Source organism: Agrobacterium sp. BT-220-3, assembly GCF_025910175.1.
GTDB lineage: Bacteria > Pseudomonadota > Alphaproteobacteria > Rhizobiales > Rhizobiaceae > Agrobacterium > Agrobacterium oryzihabitans.
On sequence record NZ_JAPAIX010000001.1, the window covers coordinates 1,007,398 to 1,027,217 of the forward strand.

Genomic DNA, 19,820 nt, shown 5'->3' on the forward strand with positions numbered 1-19,820 from the left:
TCAGGATGCAGCGCCATCGAGAAAGCCGACGACATTTTCGATCCGCCCCTCGGCATTCAGGCTGACGACATCGGTTCCGCCAGCGACATCGTCTCCGTCTGGCGAAATGAGACGCCATGAAAAACGGGTGAAATTGCCGTGGCCATCCGGGGAGCCTGTGAGTACGAACCGATATCCCGGAAATTTCTGCCGCGCCGCCTCGATCATCGCGGCAATCCCCTGCTGACCCTCGCCCTGCATCAGCGGATCGACGTAGCGCGTGTTTTCTGACCACGCCTGACCGACGAGATGCCTGCGGCGTTCATTGTCCTCCTCGTTCCATGCTGCGAGATAGGTTTCGGCGATTGCGAGATGCTGCGTCATGATTGCGCTCCTTCTGGTTGACGGCCCAAACATGCCGGCGGTCGGGAAGCGGAACAATTACCTCAGAGGTAATCGCATTGGCGCTCTCTTCTGCTAGGTTGCGGACATGACACATCATCGAGAACATGTCGGCCAGGTGCTGAAGGAATGGCGTGCGCGCCGGAGGTTGAGCCAGCTCGATCTGGCGATGGAGGCGGACATATCCGCGCGCCATCTGAGCTTCGTGGAAAGCGGGCGATCATCCCCCAGCCGCGAGATGCTCGTGAAACTGGCCGAGCAGCTTTCGATGCCCGCCCGCGCCGCCAACCGGCTGATGCTGGCGGCCGGTTATGCGCCTGTTCATTCCGAACGGCCGATGGACGCGCCCGATATGGCGGCGGCCCGGCGGGCCGTCGAAACCGTGGTGCATGGGCACATGCCCTTCCCCGCCCTTGCCGTAGACCGCCACTGGAACGTCGTTCTCGCCAATGAGGCGATCACGTCGCTTCTGGCCGGCGTTTCCGAAGAGCTGCTTCGCCCACCGCTCAACGCCTTGAGGCTGAGCCTGCATCCGCAGGGCCTGAGTTCGCGCATCGCCAACCTTGCCGAATGGCGTCATCACCTGCTGGAACGCCTGCGCCGTCAGGTCGAAGAGACGGGAGACGAGGTGCTTTCTCGATTGCATGCGGAGCTTGCGGCCTACCCCGCGCCAAAGGTATCGCCCCATACGGCCGGGGCCGACCCCCTAGCCATACCGCTCCAGCTCCGTGATCCGTCTTCGGGCGGCATATTGAGCTTCATCTCGACCACCACGGTTTTCGGAACGGCGACGGACGTTACGCTGTCCGAACTGGTGCTGGAATGTTTCTACCCGGCCGACGCGGCAACCCGCACCGCCCTGATGCAAGACACCAAGGAGTAAGACCCGTGCACACCACCTATCTTATCGGCTTTCAGGTCCGTCCCGGCCAGCGCGAGCGCTTTCTCGAATTGCTGAATGCGCTTCTCGACGCCATGCGGCACGAAAAGACGTTCTTGAACGCGACCCTGCATCGCGACGGCGAAAACGAGAACCGCTTCCTGCTGCACGAAACCTGGAGCGACCATCAGGACGTTCTCGACGTTCAGATACATCGCCCCTATCGTCAGGCATGGCACGATGCCCTGCCCGAGCTTCTGGATGCGCCACGGGATATTTCCATCTGGCATCCAATGCGGGCCGATCATTCCGCCTGAGACCCTTCAAAACGCCTACCGTCAGAAAATCGTCATGGCTAAATGGATCCTCAGGTGAGCGAATGTCCCGCATTTGCCAGCAGACCGAACGCTTTTTTGAGATCGTCCGTTTTCAGAAGCAGATGGTCGCCATCGAAAGTCGAAACCACAAATATTCCTATATCATTGGTGGATAAGGGCTCGATGACGGAGAGGACGATGCCCGTTTCATCAAAGGCAAATGGCCCCTGAAACTTAAAGCACGACCAGCCGGCATCAAAGTGAACATCCTGCGGGATGCGGTCTTTCCGGCAGACGATGGAAAGTTCGTCATCGGTGCGGCTGATGCTGACGAACCCGCCGCCATCGGCCCAGGCCGGAATGGCTTCAGACGCGTGAAGCCGCGCCACCCCATATTCACCATCCAAAAGCCGTAACTTAACGCGAGCTGCCATCTGGAAATCGCCTTTCTCGAAAAACTGCGGCGGGCTTAGCTTATCATCTGCTGATGCGGTCGAGCGCCTGCCTATTTGATCCGAAAACCGAGCAATAAAAAGGGGCCGCACCGGGCCCCTCTTTTCTGTGCAACGATACTGACCGCCCCGCTCAGAACTCCGTCCAGTCCTGATCCTTCGCGGCTGGCGCTTCCGACGTGCCGCCGAAGGCGCGGGCGAGGCTCTGGCCAAGCGCACGGGCCGGTGACGAGACCGGTCTTGCGGTAGCGGAGGCCGGTTTCACCGGTGCTTTCCTGGCCGGCGCAGGTGCCGGCTGGAAGGCTGGTTTTGCCGAGGAGTGGCGAGGAGCCGCATAGCTGCCGGCACCATTGCCGGCGCTGGCAACGGCAGCACGCGTGCCACCCATCCTGAACTGACCGAGCAGGCTGTTGAGCGCTTCCGCTTCGCGGGCCAGCGAATGGCTGGCGGCGGTCTGCTGCTCCACCATGGCGGCATTCTGCTGCGTGCCCTGATCCATGGTGTTTACGGCCGTGTTGATTTCCTGCAGGCCCGTCGCCTGTTCGCGGGCGGCAACGACGATGGCGCTGACATGGGCGTTGATCTCCTCGACTTCCGCCACGATGAGGTCCAGCGCCTTGCCTGTTTCGTCGACGAGATTGACGCCGTTTTCCACCTGCCGGCTGGAAGCGCCGATCAGCGTCTTGATTTCCTTGGCGGCATTGGCGGAACGCTGGGCGAGTTCACGCACTTCCTGCGCGACGACGGCGAAGCCCTTGCCAGCATCGCCCGCACGGGCGGCTTCCACGCCTGCATTCAGCGCCAGAAGATTGGTCTGGAAGGCGATATCGTCGATGACGCCAATGATGTTGCCGATCTCGCCGGAGGACTTTTCGATCTCGCGCATGGCGGCAACCGCATTGCGCACCACGACGCCCGACTTTTCCGCACCGGCGCGGGCGCGTTGAACCAGACTGCCGGCATCTTCGGCGCCCTTGGCGCTGTCGCGCACCGTGGTGGTGACTTCTTCCAGGGCTGCGGCGGTTTCCTCGATGGAGGCCGCCTGCTGTTCGGTGCGGCGCGACAGATCATCGGCGGCAGACAGCATTTCCGAAGCGCCGGCATTGATCGCTGCCGCATTCTCGCCAACGGCGCGCATGGCATGCTGGAGCTTTTCGACGGCGCTGTTGAAATCGATACGGATGGGGTCGATGTAGGAGGCGAACGGTGTTTCGATCCGGTAGGCAAGATCGCCCTCCGCCAGAGCGGAAAGACCCTTGCCCAGCTCGTCACGCGCAAAGGCGTTGGCGGCCTCGTCCTGCGCCTTCTCTTCTTCGTTGCGGCGACGCTCGGTCTCGGTGGCGGAGCGCATGCGCTCGGTTTCGCCGGCGAGACGGGATTTTTCGAGCCCTGCCTCCTTGAAGACGAGGACGGCCTTGGCCATCTTGCCGACTTCGTCCTTGCGGTCGACCGCCGGAACTTCCGTGGTCATGTCGCCATCGGCAAGCCTGCTCATGGCCGCCGTCATGCCGACGATCGGCGTAACGATCGAGCGCGACAGCGCCCAGATGAGGGTAACGGCGAGAAGACCGGCGACAGCGCCGCCGCCCAGAAGCGCGTATTTCAGGTTCAGCGCCGCAGCCTGCTGTTCGGCCGCGTAAGCGGTCGACAGCCCGTTCAGCTGTTCCTTGATCTTGGCGGCGGAGGCTCGGAAACCGTCGAGCTGGCCCTTGGCCTGGTTGCGGCCGATCTCGATGATTTCGGAAATCGGCGCTTCGGTCGTCTTGCGCGCGGCGATCTGCGGTTCCGCCAGTTCCTTGAAGAACACGGTGGCGGATTTCTGCATGTCGTCGATGGATTGCAGAATGTCCGGCCGGCCGGCTGCGAGCACGCGGGCTTCGTCGAGCTTCTTCAGCATCAGGTCGCGCTGGGCGAATACATCATTATAGGTGCTGTCGCTGCGAAACAGCAGGAAGCCGCGCTGGTTGACGGCCTGTTCCAGCATGGCGGCCGTCGCGCCGTCCACGGCTTGGATGATATCCTTGGTGCGGTTGTTTTCGATCGTAACGCGCTCACTCCCCAGCGTCTGCCAGAATACGACCGCAGAGGCGAGCAGGCACACGCTCATCAACGCACAGAAGGTGACTATGAGCTTTATGTTGATGGGGAAGTTTTTCAGCGACATCGCAAACTCTCTCGGCGACCCGATGCCTCGGAGCAAGCGTCTGCGTTGCAACGGTCGCAATAATGTGGATTGGAGGAGATGCCGTCATGGCAGGTTCCGACTGGCCGCACGGGCCTTGCGCACAAAGTGCAATACAAGCCTTTATATTGGATTAATCGCATATGCTGTTTGAGCGATGCCACATTCACGCCTGTATCAGGGCGAAGGCGGCAGTGTCGGCGGGTTTCGATGATAAATCGCTTGCATCGGCGGAGTTTGACGGTCATTGACACGGGACCATGTCCAAAACACCTGAAAATGAACGGCTTGACCAGCTTCTTGTATCGCTCGGCCACTTCGCCAGCCGCTCGCGTGCGCGCGATGCGATTGCGCGCGGCACCGTGAGCGTCAACGGGAAAACCGCCACCAAGCCCAGCCAGACCGTTGCCGGAAACGTCAAGATCGCCATTACCGATCCGGCGCAGGCCTATGTTTCCCGCGCTGCCCTCAAGCTTACCGCCGCGCTCGATCATTTCGGGCTCGATCCGAAGGGCCACGAATGTCTCGACGTCGGTGCGTCCACCGGCGGCTTCACCGAGGTGCTGCTTCATCGCGGTGCCAAGCACGTCACCTCCATCGATGTCGGCCACGGGCAGATGCATCCAAGGATCGAAAACGATCCGCGCGTCACCAATCTGGAGGGGCTGAATGCGCGCTTCCTCACGGCCGACGACATCGATGACCGATCCGTGGACTTCATCGTCTCCGACGTGTCCTTCATCTCCATCAAGCTGGCGCTCGCCCCCGCACTTGGGCTTGCAGCCTCCGGCGCGCTGGCGGTTCTCTTGGTCAAGCCGCAATTTGAGGCGGGCCGCGACGCCATCAGCAAGGCGGGGCTGCTGAAAGAACCGGAAACGGCCCCCGCCGTTGCTGCCGAACTGGAGCGCTGGCTCGTTGAAGACATGGGCTGGAAGAGCCTTGGCCTCATTCCCTCACCGATTTCCGGCGGCGACGGCAATATCGAATTTCTTCTCGGAGGCCAAAAGCCATGAGCACGCAGACCGTCAGCATAAAGAGCCTTGGCGCGCAGGGCGACGGCATTGCGCACTGTCCCGACGGCCCGGTCTATGTGCCCTTCGCCCTGCCCGGCGAAACGGTGGCGATTGCCAAGGTCAAGGATACCGGCACCATCATCTCGATTGCGGAAGCCTCGGCAGACCGTCGCGAACCCGCCTGTCGCCACTTCGGCCCTGAGGGCGTTAACGGCACCTGCGGCGGTTGTTCGCTGCAGCATTTCGCCGATCAGCCCTACCACGCCTTCAAGCGGGAGCTGGTGGTTTCGGCGCTTCGATCGAAGGGTCTCACGCCGCCGGTGGACGATCTCGTCATCTGTCGCCCCGGCGAGCGCCGCCGCGCGGTGTTTGCCGCCCGCAGGACGGAAAAGGGTCTGCTTCTCGGTTTCAGCCAGGCGAACAGCCATCACATCGTCGCCATCCAGGAATGTCCCGTCACCTCGGCCGGCATCGTCGCGCGGCTGGATGCCATCCGCGCCATCGGCCTTTCCCTTGCGTCGAATGCCGAGCCGTTTCGCATGACCGTCCTTGAAACGCTTTCGGGTCTCGACATTTCAGTCGAAGGCATCAAATCCGTCGGCGACAAGCAGCGCCGCGCCTTGACGGAAACGGTGCTTGCCATGCGCGGCATCGCCCGCGTCTCGCTGTCGGGTGAAATCCTCATCGAACCGCAAAAGCCGATCATCGAATTCGGCGGCGTTCCGGTTTCGCCGCCGGCCGGCGGTTTCACCCAGGCGACCAAACAGGCCGAAGACGCCATGGCCGAACTGGTGCTGGCCCATGTGGGCAAATCCAAGCGCATTGCCGATCTGTTTTGCGGTTCCGGCACCTTTGCGCTGAGGCTCGCGCGTATCGGCCGGGTACATGCGGTGGAAGCGGAAGACAAGCCGCTGAAGGCGCTCGATTTCGCCGCCCGCAACACGCAGGGCCTGAAACCCGTCAGCATCGAAAAGCGCGATCTCTTCCGCCGGCCGCTGATGACGAGCGAATTGAAAAACTACGATGCGGTGGTGTTCGATCCGCCGCGTGCGGGTGCGGAATTCCAGTGCAAGGAACTTGCCCGCAGCACGGTGAAGAAGATCGTCGCCGTCAGCTGCAATCCGCTGACGCTTGCGCGCGACCTCGCCCTTCTCACGGAAGGCGGCTATCGCGTGACACGGGTGACGCCGGTGGACCAGTTCTTATGGTCGCCGCATGTGGAAGCCGTGGCGGTGCTGGAGAAATAAGCAATCCGAGCGGAGAGCTGCCCATTGCCCTCATTCCTGTGCCTGTCACAGGAATGAGGGCCGAGGGGTTTGTTACCAGGCCGTATCGACCGTGCCGTTCCCGACCACGCCCGAGCAGCGGCACGAACCGCCGACGCGGCCCTGCTCGATGGGGCAGATATAGGGTCTGCGGCGATTGGCGCTATCCGGCGGAGTGATGACGCAGACGAAACGCGCGCGGCGCTGGCGATCGCGGCTGTTCCCGGAATAGAAGTTCGGGCTATCGTCCTGCGTGGACTGCGCCAGAATGATGTTGTTGCTCGACACCAGCAAAGGCGTAGTCGCCGTCGCTTCGGCAACGGTCGCGGCGGAAAGGAATAGGGACAGGGCGAAAACGAAGTGACGCATGCGGGTGACCTTCGGACAATGACGGTACGGTATTTAACCCGAGCCATATTGACCGGTTCCTTAACCGCAAGGACTTCCTGCCGAAACGCTTAACGGCGCATGAATGCCTCGAAGGCGGCCCGTGCTTCCGCACTTTGCAATTGCGCGATGAAATGGCGGGCTTCCTCATCGATGCGCGCCAGCACATCCTGCGGATTGCCGCGCACGAGATCGCGGGCGATCTTCAGCGCCTGCTGCGGCTTGGCGGCAAGCCGGGTCGCGAGTGCCAGCGTTTCGCTCTCGACATGTTCCGGGGCCACGACCTTCCAGATCATTCCGGCCTGCAACGCCTGTTCGGCGGTAAAACCTTCGCCCATGGCAAGCAGCGCAAAGGCGCGCTGGTGGCCGATGAGCCTCGGTGCAAGCAGGCTGGATGCCGCTTCCGGCACCAGCGCCAGATCCACGAAAGGTGTCTTGAACAGGCTGCGATTGGAGGCGACTGTCAGATCGCAATGCAGGTTCAGCGTCGTGCCGATGCCGATGGCCAAACCATCGACACCCGAAACCAGCGGTTTTTCGAAGGTCGCGAGTGCCTTCAGAACATCGAGAACGGCAAGCTTTCCTTTTGCGCCCGACATGGCGAATGCAAGGAAGTCGGCCATATCGTTGCCTGCGGAAAAGCAGCCTTCCGTGCCGAGAAACGCAACGACGCGAATATCAGGATCGGCATTGGCGGCCTGCAAGGCTTCAGCCATGCGCAGATACATCGCATCGGTGATGGCGTTTTTCTTGTCCGGCCGGTTGAAGCGGATGGTCAGGACTTCGGGCGCGTGGCTGACCCGCTCGACGAGAATATGATCGTCCGACATAGCTCTCTCCTCAATCAACTCAGGAAGCCAAAACGGCGCGGGCAGCGGCAAGGCTTGCCGCCCCGGCGATGACCCGGTCCTTGAGCGCTGCCGTTTCCGCCAGCAGGTTTTCCGCCGCAAACCGGCAAAGCGCGGCGCGTTGTCCGCCCCTGCCGTCTTCCACGGAGGCCAATGCGCCCTTGGCGAGATAGGCTCCCGTGAGCGCCAGCCCGAAGAGACGCTGGTAGGGTGTCGCGCCGGCGAGTGCGGTTTCGGTTTCGCCCGCCTTCAGCCGTTCCAGCAGCCAGTCGGTCGCCGTTTCCAGATCGTTGAGGCTCGTTTCGAGATAACGGGCCGTCTCGCCGAGATCGTCGCGGTTCGAGGCGGCGGTCCGGGCGGCGATCTCGCGCAGTTCGGTGATGAAACCACGCACCTGCGCGCCATCGGAAAGCGGCAGCTTGCGAACCACCAGATCGATCGCCTGAATGCCGTTGGTGCCTTCATAGATCGGGGCGATACGGGCGTCGCGCAGGTAACGGGCGGCACCCGTTTCTTCGATGAAGCCCATGCCGCCATGCACCTGAATGCCCATGGAGGCAACGTCCACACCGGCATCGGTGGAGAAGGATTTGGCGATCGGTGTCAGGAGGGCAGCGCGCTCCTGCCAGTAAGCGCGCTGCCGGGCGTCTTCAGTCGCGTGCGCCATATCGATGGCATGCGCGCAGCTGAAGGAGATCGCCCGCGATCCCTGCGTCAGTGCCTTCATCGTCAGAAGCGTGCGGGCGATATCCGGGTGCTCGATGATCGGGCTCATGCCGGAACCCTGCCAGCCGGGCGCCTTGCCCTGCGTGCGCTCTCTGGCGTATTCGATGGCCTTCTGGGTCGCCGCTTCACAGATCGCCACGCCCTGCATGCCAACGGCGAGGCGGGCGTTGTTCATCATGGTGAACATGCAGGCGAGACCCTTGTTCTCCTCACCGATCAGCCAGCCCAGGGCGCCCTTCTCTTCCCCGAACCTGCCGTCTCCGAAAATCATCGTGCAGGTGGGCGAGCCGTGAATGCCAAGCTTGTGCTCCAGAGAATGGCAGAAGACATCGTTTCTGCTGCCCGGCGTGCCGTCGTCGTCAGGGAGAAACTTCGGCACGAGGAAGAGCGAGATGCCGCGTGTGCCGGCCGGTGCGTCCGGCAGGCGGGCGAGAACGAGGTGGATGATGTTGTCCGCCGCGTCATGTTCGCCCCAGGTGATGAAAATCTTCTGCCCGAAGATGCGGTAGGTGCCGTCACCATTGCGCTCGGCCCGGGTCTTCAGGACGCCAAGGTCCGATCCCGCATGCGGCTCGGTGAGGTTCATCGTCCCGGTCCATTCCCCGGATACGAGTTTTGGAAGATAGGTGCGTTTCAGATCGTTGCTGCCATGGGTGACAATGGCTTCCACTGCCCCCATAGTGAGCGTCGGCGCCAGCGCAAAGGCCATGGAACCGGAATTCCACATCTCAAGCGCGGCGACATTCAGCATATGCGGCAGGTTCTGGCCACCAAACTCTTCCGGTGCCGTCAGGCTGTTCCAGCCGGCTTCCGCCCAGCGACGGTAAAGATCGGCCCAGCCATCCGGCGTCGTGACCTTGTCGTCGGCGAGTTTTGCGCCCTGACGATCGCCGATCTCGGCAAGCGGAGCGACCTCGGCGGTGGCGAAACGACCGGCTTCGTGCAGAATGGCATCAACGACATCTTCACCGAGGTCTCCCAGCGCACCCTTTGCAAGCGCGTCTTGCAGACCCGCCACATGTTTGAGCGTAAAGGCGATATCGTCCACCGGCGCGGTATACATGCTGCCTCCTCCCGAAGCTTTTGCCTATCGTGCTGCCTTCGGGCTAAATGATTTTTACGTAAACGTCAATTTGAAAATTCCCGTCATTTCGGCGGGATTGTTATAAAACTGTCATATGAATTTGCTCAGCATGCGCTGAAAGGCGCTCACGCCTCTGCTGCCGTTTCCGCCCTGCGGCGCCGGACGCCTCCCCTCCCATCCAGCCGGTCAGGACTGCCACGATGGATCTCATAACACCCGTCATCCCCGGCCTTGTCTGGGCCTATCATTTCCAGCCCGGAAAAGCGCCTTGCCGGCGGCTGGCGCCCGATGCAGGTTTCGAGGAAATGTCCGAGTGCGACGGTTTCTTCTGGCTGCATCTCAATCTCGCCGATCAGCGGGTGGCAAATTTTCTCGAAACGATCGAGGGTCTCGATCCGGCGGCGCGGGCAAGCCTCACTACCCATGAGACACATCCCTCGATCGTGGTCGACGAAAAATCGCTCTATGGCACGCTGGTCGATTTCCAGCGTGAGTTCGACAAGGAGACGCGCGATTTCGGGTGGCTGCATTTTGCGGTGAGCGACCGCTTCATCATCACCACCCGCCTGCAGCCGCTGCGTTCGGTGGACCGGCTGAAGGCTGCCGTCGACAAGAATTCCAACCGCTACCTCACGCCTGCCCACGTCTTCGAGGGCCTCGTTGCGGAATTCCAGCGCTCGCTCATCAGTCTGGTCATGGAAACGACGGAAGAGCTGAACGCTATCGAAGATCTCGTCTATGACAGTGAGAACCGCGATGAGCGGCGGCGTCTCGCGCCACTGCGCCGCACGGTGGTGCGCCTGCACCGGCATCTGCGCACCGTGCTCACCCTGATGCGACGGGCCTCCGCTGCCGACGAGGACGAGATGCCCGATGGTTTCGAGGACGTCGCCTCGCGTCTGATGGGTCGTCTGGAAGCTGTCGACCACGATGTCTACGCTTTGCAGGAGCGGGCAAGGCTGCTGCACGAGGAAATCGATTCCAAACTCTCATCCGAAACCAACCGGCACCTTTATATCCTGTCGCTGATGACGGCATTCCTGCTGCCGCCATCGCTGGTCACAGGTTTTTTCGGCATGAATACGGATGAGCTGCCGTTTACGGTCGGCACGGGCGGCACGCTTTCGGCCAGCATCTTCATCGTGATCTCGGTGGCGCTCGCCTGGTTCGTGCTGAAGCGGGCGCGGATTCTGTGACGATCAACAGAGGTCAACCGACTTCTTAGCGGGGTGGCGTCGACAGTCCCACTCAGCGTCATCCTCGGGCTTGACCCGAGGATCCACAACCACCGGCGACAATAGATCCTCGGGTCAAGCCCGAGGATGACGAAGGCTGATGTTACGAGGCCTATAAGAAGCTTGAGCCGCCCGGAATTTCTCCGGGCGGCTCCATCGATTTCAGCTCGTCCACTTATCAGCTGTAAGGCGAATAGCAGGGCTGGCGTGGGCCATGATACGGCTGGAACGTGTTGCTATAGGCATCGTAGGACCGATAGCGGCCATAGCACCAGTTCACATGCGCCTGGCTCATGCCGGCACGACGGACAGGGCGGTATTCGCGATAGACCGGACGCGGACGATATTCCGGAACCGGACGGTAGATTTCGCGCGGCTGCGAAAGTGCACCGCCGATGATCGCACCCGTCGCAAAGGCTGCGAGCGGGAACCAGTAACCGTCATGATGACGATAGCCCGGACGGTAATCGCGATAACCGCGATGACCACCGTACCAGCCACGACGTCCGCCATCCCAGTCGCGACGATCGCGCCAGTACTGCACATTCACGATATTCTTGCTGGCGTCGTTGCCCACCGTCTCGACACTCTTCGGTGCCGTCGGCAATGGCATTGCCGCTTCTGCCGGAACAATCGCTCCCGCAACCACGATCGCAGAAAGACCGACAGCCAAGATATTCTTCATATAGTCTCTCATCTGACTTCCTCCATTCACGACGGTCGACAGGCCGTTATACGTGAATAATAGCACCTTTTTCTTCTTACTCAGCCAGCTTGTCGGCGCTGGCCGTTACATTTGAGGTTGCAGGCTAGGCGTTTTCGCCTGAACCCAGCATTAACGATGCATTCACGCTTCGGTTACCCGATCCGGCAGCCCGAAAGCAAAAGCCCGGATCAAGTCCGGGCTTTCGAAAACCACTATCAGCGGCTGTAAGGCGATACGCATATGCGGCGCGGACCGCTGGTCGGCTGGTAGGAGTTGTCGTAAGCGCGATACGAGCGCCAGCGGTTCTGGCACCAGGACACATGGCTGCCGCCATAGGCAGGGCGCGGCTGCTGCACGGCGCCACCGATGATCGCACCTGCGGCGAAAGCCGCCAGCGGGAACCAGTAACCGTTGTGATAACGGTAGCCCGGACGACGATCGCGATAGCCACGATGGCCGTTGTAATATCCGTCACGCGGCGGGCGCGGGCGATACATGCGGTCACCGTGCCTGCGGTCGTAGCGGCGGTCCCATTCGCGGTACTGCACCGGAACGACATTATTGTCGGTGGATATTGCCGGCTTCGGCATCGGCACGGGCGCCTGGAACGCCTGCGACGGCGTGAAGCTGGTGAGGAAAACGACAATCGCCGTGGCGACGCTCGTTGTCCGGAAATTCATCATGATCTTCCTCCGTTTGCTTTAACGCGTTGAACCGCGCCTTTTCATCGCTCGCTCTCATCGGAGGTAAGGGTCAGCCCCATGGAACACCCGAAAAGAATTCGATGACGTGCAAACGAGTTTGGGGAAATTTAGTTCCACGACAAAAACCGGTGGAACTGGAAGGTGGTGCACAGCCTGTCAGGCTTCCACCTTCACGTCCGTCAGCGGCCTCGAGCAGCAGGCGAGAATATAACCTTCCTCGATTTCTTCATCGAGAATACCGCCATTGTGGTTCATCTCCACCTTGCCGGAAAGTTTCAGCACCCGGCAGGTGCCGCAAATTCCCGATTCGCAGGCAGCGCCGATGCGCACACCGGCAGCACGCGCCGTCATGAGAACCGTCTGGCCGGGCTGGCACGGCATTTCTTTTCCCGAAACGGTGAAGCCCACCATCGAGAGCGCTTCGCCATCCGCATCGACAAGAACGCTTTCGCCGACGGCGACGGGGGCGGCAGGCGAGAAACTTTCCTGATGGTAACGGCCCATGTCGAAGCCTGACGCATCCAGCATGGAGCGGACGGCAGCCATGAAAGGTTCCGGCCCGCAGCAGAAGACGGTGCGCTCCATGAAATCATGCGCAAGCAGCGCGATCTTGGCCTTGTCGACCATGCCCTTCAGGCCGGACCACAGATCGGTGCGGCCGCATTTCTCGACAATAAAGCCGAGAGACAGGTTCGGCATGAAGCGGGCGAGATATTCCAGCTCGTGACGGAAGACGATATCGCCAGGAGTCCGCGAACAATTGATGAAGGCAATATCGCTCTGCGGAGCGCGGTCGCTCATGTCGCGCACCATCGACATCATCGGCGTGACACCGGAGCCTGCCGAGATGAACAGGTATTTCTCACCCGGATGCCGCACATACGAAAAGTCGCCAAGCGGGCCGAGCGCCCGGATCTTCATACCAGGCTTCAGATTGTCGAACATCCAGCGCGTGCCGATGCTATTGGCCTGCGCCTTGACCGTGACCGACAGCGCATAGGGCCGCGACGGGCTGGAGGACAATGTATATGTCCGGTAGAGTGGTTCCTTGCCGACCGGCAGTTCCAGCGTCACGAATTGCCCCGGCAGATAACGAAACCAGTTCTGATCCTCGGAGCGGAACAGGAACGTCATCACGTCAGGTGTCTCTGGTGTCACCGAGATACATTCCAGCAGGTGACGCTTGTCACTCCACGGCTTCATCTCGTCTATGTGCTTATAGCTCACAACCATATTCATCTTCGCATCACGCTACAGCCGAAAGCCTGGCCTTGTCGCCGGACAGCCGGTCGACCATGAAATCGGCATACCAGTTGACGAACTGCATCACGCCGCCCTCGTCCTCCATGGAATAGGGGCCGGGCTCATAGGCGGGGGAACGAATGCCGAAGGCATTTTCCTCAACGATGCGGCGGTCCTGATCGTTGGTTTCGTTCCAGACGTGGGTGAGGTCTTCCAGATCGTAATCCACGCCCTCGACCGCATCCTTGTGCACCAGCCATTTGGTGGTGACCATGGTTTCGTTGGCGCTGAGCGGCAGTACCCGGAAGGAAATGGTGTGGTCACCGAGGAAGTGGTTCCACGTCGTCGGGTAGTGGAACAGCAGCAGCGCGCCGATATGGCTGATGCTGACATCGTCGGACAGCGGCCGGCGCACAGCGCGTTTGCCGGACATGGTGTAGCTTTCGGCCTCGCCGATCAGCGGCATGCGGGCGACGCGGAACTGGCCCTTGGGGTCGATCTTGAAACGGCTCGGCAGGCCGGCGGCCTCGCAGCGCGCCCAGTGGCCGCCGATTTCAGGATCGCTCGCACCACCGTCGGTTCCCGTCACGCTCGGATTTTCGGGATAGGTGCGGCAGAGTTCAGGATGGTTGGCGGCGCAATGGTAGCATTCGCGGTTGTTTTCCCAGACGAGCTTCCAATTGCCCTTTTCGATGATGGTGCTTTCATGCGCGACCTTGGCTTCCCAGATGCGGTGCGGGGCCATGTAACTTTCTACCTCGGCACGCATGGGCGCGAAATCCGCCGGCTGGTCGGCAAGGCAGATGAAGACGTAACCGGCAACGGTTTCGCAGGCGACCGGCTTCAGGCCGAAATCCCCCTTGTCGAACTCCTCGCCCATATGGCGGGCGAACAGCAGCTTGCCGTCCAGGTCATAGGTCCACTGGTGATAGGGACAGACGAGACGCGCGGACTGGCCCTTCTGCGTGGTGCAGACGCGGGAGCCGCGATGGCGACAGGAATTATGGAAGGCACGGATCTGCCCGTCCCGGCCGCGCACGATGACGACGGAATAGGCCCCGACCTGAACGGTGAAATAGCTGCCGGACTTCGCCACCTCGCAATCATGGCCAACGAACAGCCAGTCGCGATACCAGATCGTTTCCATGTCCAGCTTGAAATAATCCGGGTCCGTGTAGAAAGGCTGTTCCAGACTGAAGCCTTCGCGGCGGTTCTTCAGCTGGCGCAATACGGTTTCACGCAATTCCATGGCCAAATCCTCGATCAAACCGCCCTGCCCGGCACCATTCACGCGGGCTGCGGAAGCATGATCCCATCTAAACACCGGCGGGTATTTGCGGCAGCGCAAACAGCGACATCGGCTTCCGCATTGGCGACAAATTGCGACATGCGCCGATGGCCGTCGCAGGCCATTCCGCTTGCGAAATCCGCGCGCTATTCGGTCCGATAAACCGCGTCGCAATATGACGCATGATGCTGCGCACATCCTATCAACCCGTCAGAAAACGGGGGTAACGGCGCAACGGAGTTTTAACGCTGCCTAAACTATGTTGGCTGATCGACAGCAACGAGGGCGCTCCTGGTGGAGAAGGCGACACGCATACGTTATTTCGATGCGGCAAAACATTCGGTCACGCCGATACGTTCCAATACCGCGCATTCGGACTTCCTGCGCACCGGACGGATTACCCGTTACGAAGAACGCTGGCTGCCGAAGGAGCGCGTCTATTACAGCCATGACGAGGTGGCCGCGATAACCGGGCGCAAACTCGAAGCTGCCGCCGACGCCACCCATAGCCGTCTCAATGGATTTCACCAGTCCATCCGCTTTCCCAAGATGGTTTTCCACCATCTGCTCGATGAACGGCCGCATCTCGGCTATTGCCATGTCACGGCGGCGAAAACCAGTTTCGACGCGCGCCGTCATGTTTTCTGGTCGTTCTATTTCGCGAATTTCTTTGCCGAGCTGAGCGGTGCTGAAAACTTCTTCGAAAACATCGATGCGCGTTATTCGCGGATGTATTTCGCCGTCGCCATCAATGCGCTGCCCGATCGGGGCCTCGCCGTCGACACGTCCTTCCATCGCGGCGGCCTGTTGTTCCAGACCCACGATCCGCGCGTGGCGCTTAAAAACGTGCTGATGCTTGGCGCGCGGTCGGACGAGATGCGCAAGATCATCAGGGCGATGTAAAAAGCCGCGATTGCGCTTTCCATACCTGCCCGAAATACGCTATTGACCGCCCTGAAAGGCAGCATCATGGCGCGTCATATCAATATCGAAAACGAGCGGGAAACCGCCTTGCAGGCAGCCGTCACCGAGCTTGCAGACGGCCAGCCCATCGCCCTGCCGACGGAAACCGTCTACGGCCTTGCGGCAGACGCCACCAATCCGGCGGCGATTACCCGCATTTACGAGACGAAGGGCCGGCCGCAGTTCAATCCGTTGATCTGCCATATGGCCGATATCGCCATGGCCGAACGTTACGCGGTTTTCGACCCCGTATCGCGCCGCCTCGCCGAAGCCTTCTGGCCCGGCCCGCTGACGCTGGTTCTGCCCCTCAAACCGGCAAGCGGTATTCATTCGCTCGCAACGGCCGGGCTCGACACGGTCGGCATTCGCGTGCCGCAGGGTTTTGCCGGTGATTTGATCCGAAAGTTCGACAGGCCGCTGGCAGCGCCGAGCGCCAATAGTTCCGGCAAGATCAGCCCGACGAGTGCGGCCCATGTCGAGGCCGATCTCGGCCAAAAGATCAATCTTATTCTCGATGGCGGGGCAGCTTCCGTCGGCGTCGAATCCACCATCGTCAAGGTGGAAGAGGACGGCCGGGTGCGGCTGCTCCGTCCCGGCGGCATTGTCACCGAGGACATAGAACGCATTGCCGGCCAACGGCTCGAACGGCCGAAAAAAGCCTCTGCCGCCATTGAGGCGCCCGGAATGCTGGCCTCCCATTATGCGCCGGGCGCTGCCGTGCGCCTCGGTGCAACATCAGTCTCTGCCAGCGAAGCCCTGATCCGGTTTGGCGGCATCGCGGTCGAAGGCGAGGAGACGGCCCTTACCGTTCTCGATCTCAGCCCCTCCGGCGACCTCGCAGAGGCCGCCGCCAACCTGTTCGACTATCTCAAAGCCGCCGATGCAAGCGGGGCCAATATCATCGCAATCACCGCCATTCCCACCCATGGTCTTGGAGAGGCGATCAACGACCGCCTCTCCCGCGCCGCCGCGCCGCGAGGCTGACGGCACCCAATCCTTTCGCCCACCGTTTCAAATGACAGCGAGACGCCGCCCATGACGACCACCGCCATCCCCTCCTCCGACATCCTCGACCGCTTTGCCGCCATTGTCGGCGAAAAGAACGCGGTCCGCGACCCGGCGGAAATGGCGCCGCGCCTTGTGGAAAATCGCGGGCTTTATCGCGGCGCCTCGCCGTTGCTCATCAAGCCCGGTTCGGTCGAAGAAGTTGCGGCCATCCTGAAGCTTGCGAGCGAAACAGGAACCCCCATCGTGCCGCAGACCGGCAATACCGGCCTTGTCGGCGGCCAGACACCGCGTGCGGACGGCACCGATATCATCCTGTCGCTCGAGCGCATGAACCGCATCCGCGATATCGATCCCGTCGCCAATATCATCGTGGCGGATGCCGGCTGCATTCTTGATGATATTCACAAGGCCGCCGATACGGTGGAGCGCATGTTTCCGCTGTCGCTCGGCTCGCAGGGGTCGTGCCGCATCGGCGGCAATCTGGCCACCAATGCCGGCGGCACGGCGGTTCTCGCCTATGGCAACATGCGCCAGCTTTGCCTGGGGCTCGAAGTGGTGCTGCCAACAGGCGAAATCTGGAACGGGCTGCGCCGGTTGAAGAAGGACAATACGGGTTACGACCTGCGCGACCTCTTCATCGGCTCGGAAGGCACGCTCGGCATCATCACCGGTGCGGTGCTGAAGCTTTTCCCGAAGCCGCTCGGTCATCAGGTGGCCTTTGCGGGGCTTGGCTCCACCGAAGACGCGCTGAGATTGTTCGAAATGGCCTCGAACCTTTGCGGCACGGCGCTGACCGGCTTCGAACTGATGCCGCGCATCGGCGTGGAATTCACCACGAGACATATTCCCGGCGTGCGCGATCCTCTCGAAAATCCGCATGACTGGTACGCACTCATCGATATTTCCACCTCCGATTCAGCGGAGACGGCGGAGACGATGATGCAATCGCTGCTGGAGCGCGGTTTTGAAGCCGGGCTGGTTCAGGATGCGGTGATCGCCGCATCCGAGGCGCAACGGCAGGCGCTGTGGCACATGCGCGAAAGCATGTCGGACGCGCAGAAACCCGAGGGCGGTTCGATCAAGCACGATGTTTCCGTTCCGGTTTCAAATATACCTGAATTCATGGCGACGGCGGAAAAGGCGGTTATCGCCGCCATTCCGGGCGCCCGCGTCTGCGCCTTCGGCCATCTCGGTGATGGCAACATCCATTACAATATTTCCCAGCCGGTCGGCGCCGACAAGGCCGAGTTCATCGGCCGCTGGCGGGATATGAACGAGATCGTCCACGGCATCGTGCTATCGCTCGGCGGCTCGATTTCAGCCGAACACGGCATCGGCCAATTGAAGCGCGACGAACTGGCCGCCATCCGGCCCGGCATCGAAATGGAATTGATGCGGCGGATCAAGCATGCCTTCGACCCTGCCGGTATTATGAACCCCGGCAAGGTGCTCTCCGCCGGTTAGGCTGAGCAAAGGTCTGATCGAATACGGGCGGCCCATCGCCGCCCGCTTTCTGCAAGGATAGGACAACTCAAATTAGCGTGCACATTCGATCAATTTCTCAATGCCGCCCCATTTGTCGAATTGCTCTTTTCCCATCGCGGCAATCTCGGCACGCCATTTTTTTGCGTCGACGGTGGGATGAGACGTCTTTCCGGGAAAAACGACCGTAATGACCGGGATCGGATCTTTATTTCTCTTCTCGTCGGCAATGCCTGATTTTGCTCTCAGGACGCCACCCTTGTTTACCAAAGGGTTGTTGCCGATATCCTGATGGAAGCGCACGGACGCTTCGCCGAGCTTACCGCCGTCGGCATAAACCCCATAGGCGAAACGTTTGGTTGCCGGGCGATAAACGACGGCTATATCGCCACCCTTCACACCATACTTCCTCACAAAACTACCAGACAAAACAACATACGGAATTTCGTTGGCATCGACCCAATGCCTTTGTGTTCCTGCCGGCCCATCCGGAACCGAGACGGAAGTCTCCGTTATGAAAGCCTTTCCCGGCAGGGGATCGCCAGCCTTTTGAACTATCGGCCTGTTGTTCTCGTCTTTGGAAAAACCAAATATTCTGACCTTTGAATAATCACCGGTCGCAACAGCTTTCTTCCAGGCATCGCGGCATTTTTTCTGCCATCCATTCCGGTCAGTATCGGGTGTTGACCCCACCGCGGTCACTCCATCGCAGGTGTAGGACAGGCCTTCGCCGTTCACCAGATAGGAGTTCGGCGCCCCATCGGCATCAACTTTGAGTTCTTTCGTGGTGAAAACGACGCCCCCCGTTCCACATAGGGCCTGGGACAAAGCTGTCGTCGGCAGAGCTAATATTGTAGCAAAACAAAAGGCAGCGTGGATTTTAGAAGAATTAGACTTAAAGAATCCGCAGAACATGCAACCCTCCCCTGAAAGACATGTATAGGTTGCATTTATTCATGCAGAAGTCGAGTCCCTCTTCTTTCTTCTCGGCAAAATTTTGCAGTTTCCAGGTATCGCAACCCAGTTCAGTCTTCAGTTGATTATACTTTGAGAGTCTAAGCGCTTCAGCTTAGCTTGAAGGTCGCGCTGTCCAGGCCGGAACCAGTTCCGCATTCAGGCGGCGCGGCTTTTGCGCGTGGACGAGTTGCGACAGGCCCATGCCGGGTTTTGCGATCGCCACCGCATGTTTCTTCGGCATCAGGTAACCATATTCCAATGGCGGCTGGCGGCGGATGATTCGGCTGAAGAACGGGCGTTTGTGGTAACGGGATGGGGAAAACCGCGCCGGCTCCGCACACACTGTCACATAGTCGAGGATTTCCTCGATCCAGCCGCTCTGCGGGCGTGCGCCCGGTTCGACCAGCAGGATCCATTGTCCGCGCGCGGAATGCATGACATCGGCAATGTCCCATTGCACATAAAAACGGCAGCCGGCGGCGTCGGCGACACGCGACGACCCATCGCGCGAACCGTGATCGAGGACCACAACATCGCTTACAAGCCCCTCCACGGCACCGGTTACGAGCGCAGACAGCGTGTGCGCCAGTTCCGGTTCCTGATCCCGGCATTCCATTATGACTGTCAACATATGCATAGCTCTAACGCATCGCACAATAAATTGCCACTCCGGTCGTCACGGGAAAATCCACGATGGCCT

20 protein-coding genes are annotated in these 19,820 nt (G+C 60.6%); 8 read left to right on the forward strand and 12 right to left on the reverse strand.

Annotated features, from left to right (window positions below; all coding sequences use genetic code 11):
* The gene (locus OK142_RS05190; RefSeq protein WP_137037201.1) at positions 1–363 is read right to left on the reverse strand and encodes a nuclear transport factor 2 family protein; all 363 of its coding nucleotides are present in this window, start codon (positions 361–363) and stop codon (positions 1–3) included.
* Between the two features lie 106 nt (positions 364–469).
* Between OK142_RS05190 and OK142_RS05195 the strand changes: the two genes are divergently transcribed.
* On the forward strand, positions 470–1,264 hold the full coding sequence (locus OK142_RS05195; RefSeq protein WP_498681438.1) for a helix-turn-helix domain-containing protein: 795 nt from the start codon (positions 470–472) through the stop codon (positions 1,262–1,264).
* A 5-nt stretch (positions 1,265–1,269) separates the two neighbouring features.
* A complete protein-coding gene (locus tag OK142_RS05200) occupies positions 1,270–1,578 on the forward strand; it encodes a putative quinol monooxygenase (protein WP_003494188.1) in 309 nt (102 codons plus the stop codon).
* Positions 1,579–1,628: 50 nt separating this feature from the next.
* Here OK142_RS05200 and OK142_RS05205 read toward each other — a convergent pair whose 3' ends face one another.
* Positions 1,629–2,012, reverse strand: a complete 384-nt coding sequence (locus OK142_RS05205) for an ACT domain-containing protein (RefSeq protein ID WP_313610096.1) — start codon at positions 2,010–2,012, stop codon at positions 1,629–1,631.
* Positions 2,013–2,163: 151 nt separating this feature from the next.
* Complete coding sequence (locus OK142_RS05210) at positions 2,164–4,194, reverse strand: methyl-accepting chemotaxis protein (RefSeq protein WP_498681440.1); 2,031 nt, start codon at positions 4,192–4,194, stop codon at positions 2,164–2,166.
* 278 nt (positions 4,195–4,472) lie between these two features.
* On the opposite strand from OK142_RS05210, the gene OK142_RS05215 reads away from it, so the two are divergent.
* Entirely contained in the window at positions 4,473–5,225 is a 753-nt protein-coding gene (locus OK142_RS05215) for a TlyA family RNA methyltransferase (RefSeq protein ID WP_003494183.1), read from the forward strand.
* A complete protein-coding gene (locus tag OK142_RS05220) occupies positions 5,222–6,472 on the forward strand; it encodes a class I SAM-dependent RNA methyltransferase (protein ID WP_498681442.1) in 1,251 nt (416 codons plus the stop codon). The genes OK142_RS05215 and OK142_RS05220 overlap by 4 nt, the downstream gene beginning before the upstream one ends.
* 72 nt (positions 6,473–6,544) lie before the next feature.
* On the opposite strand, the gene OK142_RS05225 is transcribed toward OK142_RS05220, so the two are convergent.
* From OK142_RS05225 to OK142_RS05235, 3 genes are all read right to left on the reverse strand, one after another.
* Entirely contained in the window at positions 6,545–6,859 is a 315-nt protein-coding gene (locus OK142_RS05225; RefSeq protein ID WP_498681444.1) for a hypothetical protein, read from the reverse strand.
* A gap of 89 nt (positions 6,860–6,948) precedes the next feature.
* Positions 6,949–7,707 carry a crotonase/enoyl-CoA hydratase family protein gene (locus OK142_RS05230; protein ID WP_003494179.1) on the reverse strand — a complete coding sequence of 253 codons (759 nt, stop codon included), beginning with the start codon at positions 7,705–7,707 and terminating at the stop codon, positions 6,949–6,951.
* 19 nt (positions 7,708–7,726) lie between these two features.
* Positions 7,727–9,514, reverse strand: a complete 1,788-nt coding sequence (locus OK142_RS05235; RefSeq protein WP_498681446.1) for an acyl-CoA dehydrogenase — start codon at positions 9,512–9,514, stop codon at positions 7,727–7,729.
* A 221-nt stretch (positions 9,515–9,735) separates the two neighbouring features.
* Here OK142_RS05235 and OK142_RS05240 point away from each other — a divergent pair, with 221 nt between their 5' ends.
* A complete protein-coding gene (locus tag OK142_RS05240) occupies positions 9,736–10,731 on the forward strand; it encodes a transporter (protein ID WP_498681448.1) in 996 nt (331 codons plus the stop codon).
* 217 nt (positions 10,732–10,948) lie between these two features.
* On the opposite strand, the gene OK142_RS05245 is transcribed toward OK142_RS05240, so the two are convergent.
* The 4 genes from OK142_RS05245 to OK142_RS05260 form a co-directional block, all read right to left on the reverse strand.
* Positions 10,949–11,467, reverse strand: a complete 519-nt coding sequence (locus OK142_RS05245) for a BA14K family protein (RefSeq protein ID WP_035241698.1) — start codon at positions 11,465–11,467, stop codon at positions 10,949–10,951.
* Positions 11,468–11,691: 224 nt separating this feature from the next.
* Positions 11,692–12,159, reverse strand: coding sequence for a BA14K family protein (locus OK142_RS05250; RefSeq protein WP_035241695.1), 468 nt, complete (start codon positions 12,157–12,159; stop codon positions 11,692–11,694).
* Between the two features lie 177 nt (positions 12,160–12,336).
* Positions 12,337–13,419, reverse strand: coding sequence for an FAD-binding oxidoreductase (locus OK142_RS05255; protein ID WP_498681451.1), 1,083 nt, complete (start codon positions 13,417–13,419; stop codon positions 12,337–12,339).
* 7 nt (positions 13,420–13,426) lie between these two features.
* Complete coding sequence (locus OK142_RS05260) at positions 13,427–14,671, reverse strand: aromatic ring-hydroxylating oxygenase subunit alpha (RefSeq protein WP_035219001.1); 1,245 nt, start codon at positions 14,669–14,671, stop codon at positions 13,427–13,429.
* Between the two features lie 333 nt (positions 14,672–15,004).
* Here OK142_RS05260 and OK142_RS05265 point away from each other — a divergent pair, with 333 nt between their 5' ends.
* The 3 genes from OK142_RS05265 (at position 15,005) to OK142_RS05275 (ending at position 18,145) form a co-directional block, all read left to right on the forward strand.
* Positions 15,005–15,613: a DUF6656 family protein gene (locus tag OK142_RS05265; RefSeq protein WP_216330830.1), complete on the forward strand. Its 609-nt coding sequence runs from the start codon at positions 15,005–15,007 to the stop codon at positions 15,611–15,613.
* 66 nt (positions 15,614–15,679) lie between these two features.
* Complete coding sequence (locus OK142_RS05270) at positions 15,680–16,657, forward strand: L-threonylcarbamoyladenylate synthase (RefSeq protein ID WP_313609827.1); 978 nt, start codon at positions 15,680–15,682, stop codon at positions 16,655–16,657.
* 51 nt (positions 16,658–16,708) lie between these two features.
* Positions 16,709–18,145, forward strand: coding sequence for an FAD-binding oxidoreductase (locus OK142_RS05275; RefSeq protein WP_313609828.1), 1,437 nt, complete (start codon positions 16,709–16,711; stop codon positions 18,143–18,145).
* A 72-nt stretch (positions 18,146–18,217) separates the two neighbouring features.
* Here the strand turns inward: OK142_RS05275 and OK142_RS05280 are convergent, their stop codons facing one another.
* Together OK142_RS05280 and OK142_RS05285 are read right to left on the reverse strand one after the other, a co-directional pair.
* Positions 18,218–19,078: a hypothetical protein gene (locus tag OK142_RS05280; RefSeq protein ID WP_498681454.1), complete on the reverse strand. Its 861-nt coding sequence runs from the start codon at positions 19,076–19,078 to the stop codon at positions 18,218–18,220.
* Positions 19,079–19,232: 154 nt separating this feature from the next.
* Complete coding sequence (locus OK142_RS05285; protein ID WP_137037187.1) at positions 19,233–19,751, reverse strand: glycosyl transferase; 519 nt, start codon at positions 19,749–19,751, stop codon at positions 19,233–19,235.
* Positions 19,752–19,820 lie beyond the last annotated feature (69 nt).

Bases quoted from the DNA above. Each gene is read 5' to 3' on its own strand.
- OK142_RS05190 (WP_137037201.1), bottom strand. From the start codon at position 363: ATGACGCAGCATCTCGCAATCGCCGAAACCTATCTCGCAGCATGGAAC.
- OK142_RS05195 (WP_498681438.1), top strand. From the start codon at position 470: ATGACACATCATCGAGAACATGTCGGCCAGGTGCTGAAGGAATGGCGT.
- OK142_RS05205 (WP_313610096.1), bottom strand. From the start codon at position 2,012: ATGGCAGCTCGCGTTAAGTTACGGCTTTTGGATGGTGAATATGGGGTG.
- OK142_RS05210 (WP_498681440.1), bottom strand. From the start codon at position 4,194: ATGTCGCTGAAAAACTTCCCCATCAACATAAAGCTCATAGTCACCTTC.
- OK142_RS05215 (WP_003494183.1), top strand. From the start codon at position 4,473: ATGTCCAAAACACCTGAAAATGAACGGCTTGACCAGCTTCTTGTATCG.
- OK142_RS05220 (WP_498681442.1), top strand. From the start codon at position 5,222: ATGAGCACGCAGACCGTCAGCATAAAGAGCCTTGGCGCGCAGGGCGAC.
- OK142_RS05225 (WP_498681444.1), bottom strand. From the start codon at position 6,859: ATGCGTCACTTCGTTTTCGCCCTGTCCCTATTCCTTTCCGCCGCGACC.
- OK142_RS05230 (WP_003494179.1), bottom strand. From the start codon at position 7,707: ATGTCGGACGATCATATTCTCGTCGAGCGGGTCAGCCACGCGCCCGAA.
- OK142_RS05235 (WP_498681446.1), bottom strand. From the start codon at position 9,514: ATGTATACCGCGCCGGTGGACGATATCGCCTTTACGCTCAAACATGTG.
- OK142_RS05240 (WP_498681448.1), top strand. From the start codon at position 9,736: ATGGATCTCATAACACCCGTCATCCCCGGCCTTGTCTGGGCCTATCAT.
- OK142_RS05245 (WP_035241698.1), bottom strand. From the start codon at position 11,467: ATGAGAGACTATATGAAGAATATCTTGGCTGTCGGTCTTTCTGCGATC.
- OK142_RS05250 (WP_035241695.1), bottom strand. From the start codon at position 12,159: ATGATGAATTTCCGGACAACGAGCGTCGCCACGGCGATTGTCGTTTTC.
- OK142_RS05255 (WP_498681451.1), bottom strand. From the start codon at position 13,419: ATGAATATGGTTGTGAGCTATAAGCACATAGACGAGATGAAGCCGTGG.
- OK142_RS05260 (WP_035219001.1), bottom strand. From the start codon at position 14,671: ATGGAATTGCGTGAAACCGTATTGCGCCAGCTGAAGAACCGCCGCGAA.
- OK142_RS05270 (WP_313609827.1), top strand. From the start codon at position 15,680: ATGGCGCGTCATATCAATATCGAAAACGAGCGGGAAACCGCCTTGCAG.
- OK142_RS05275 (WP_313609828.1), top strand. From the start codon at position 16,709: ATGACGACCACCGCCATCCCCTCCTCCGACATCCTCGACCGCTTTGCC.
- OK142_RS05280 (WP_498681454.1), bottom strand. From the start codon at position 19,078: ATGTTCTGCGGATTCTTTAAGTCTAATTCTTCTAAAATCCACGCTGCC.
- OK142_RS05285 (WP_137037187.1), bottom strand. From the start codon at position 19,751: ATGTTGACAGTCATAATGGAATGCCGGGATCAGGAACCGGAACTGGCG.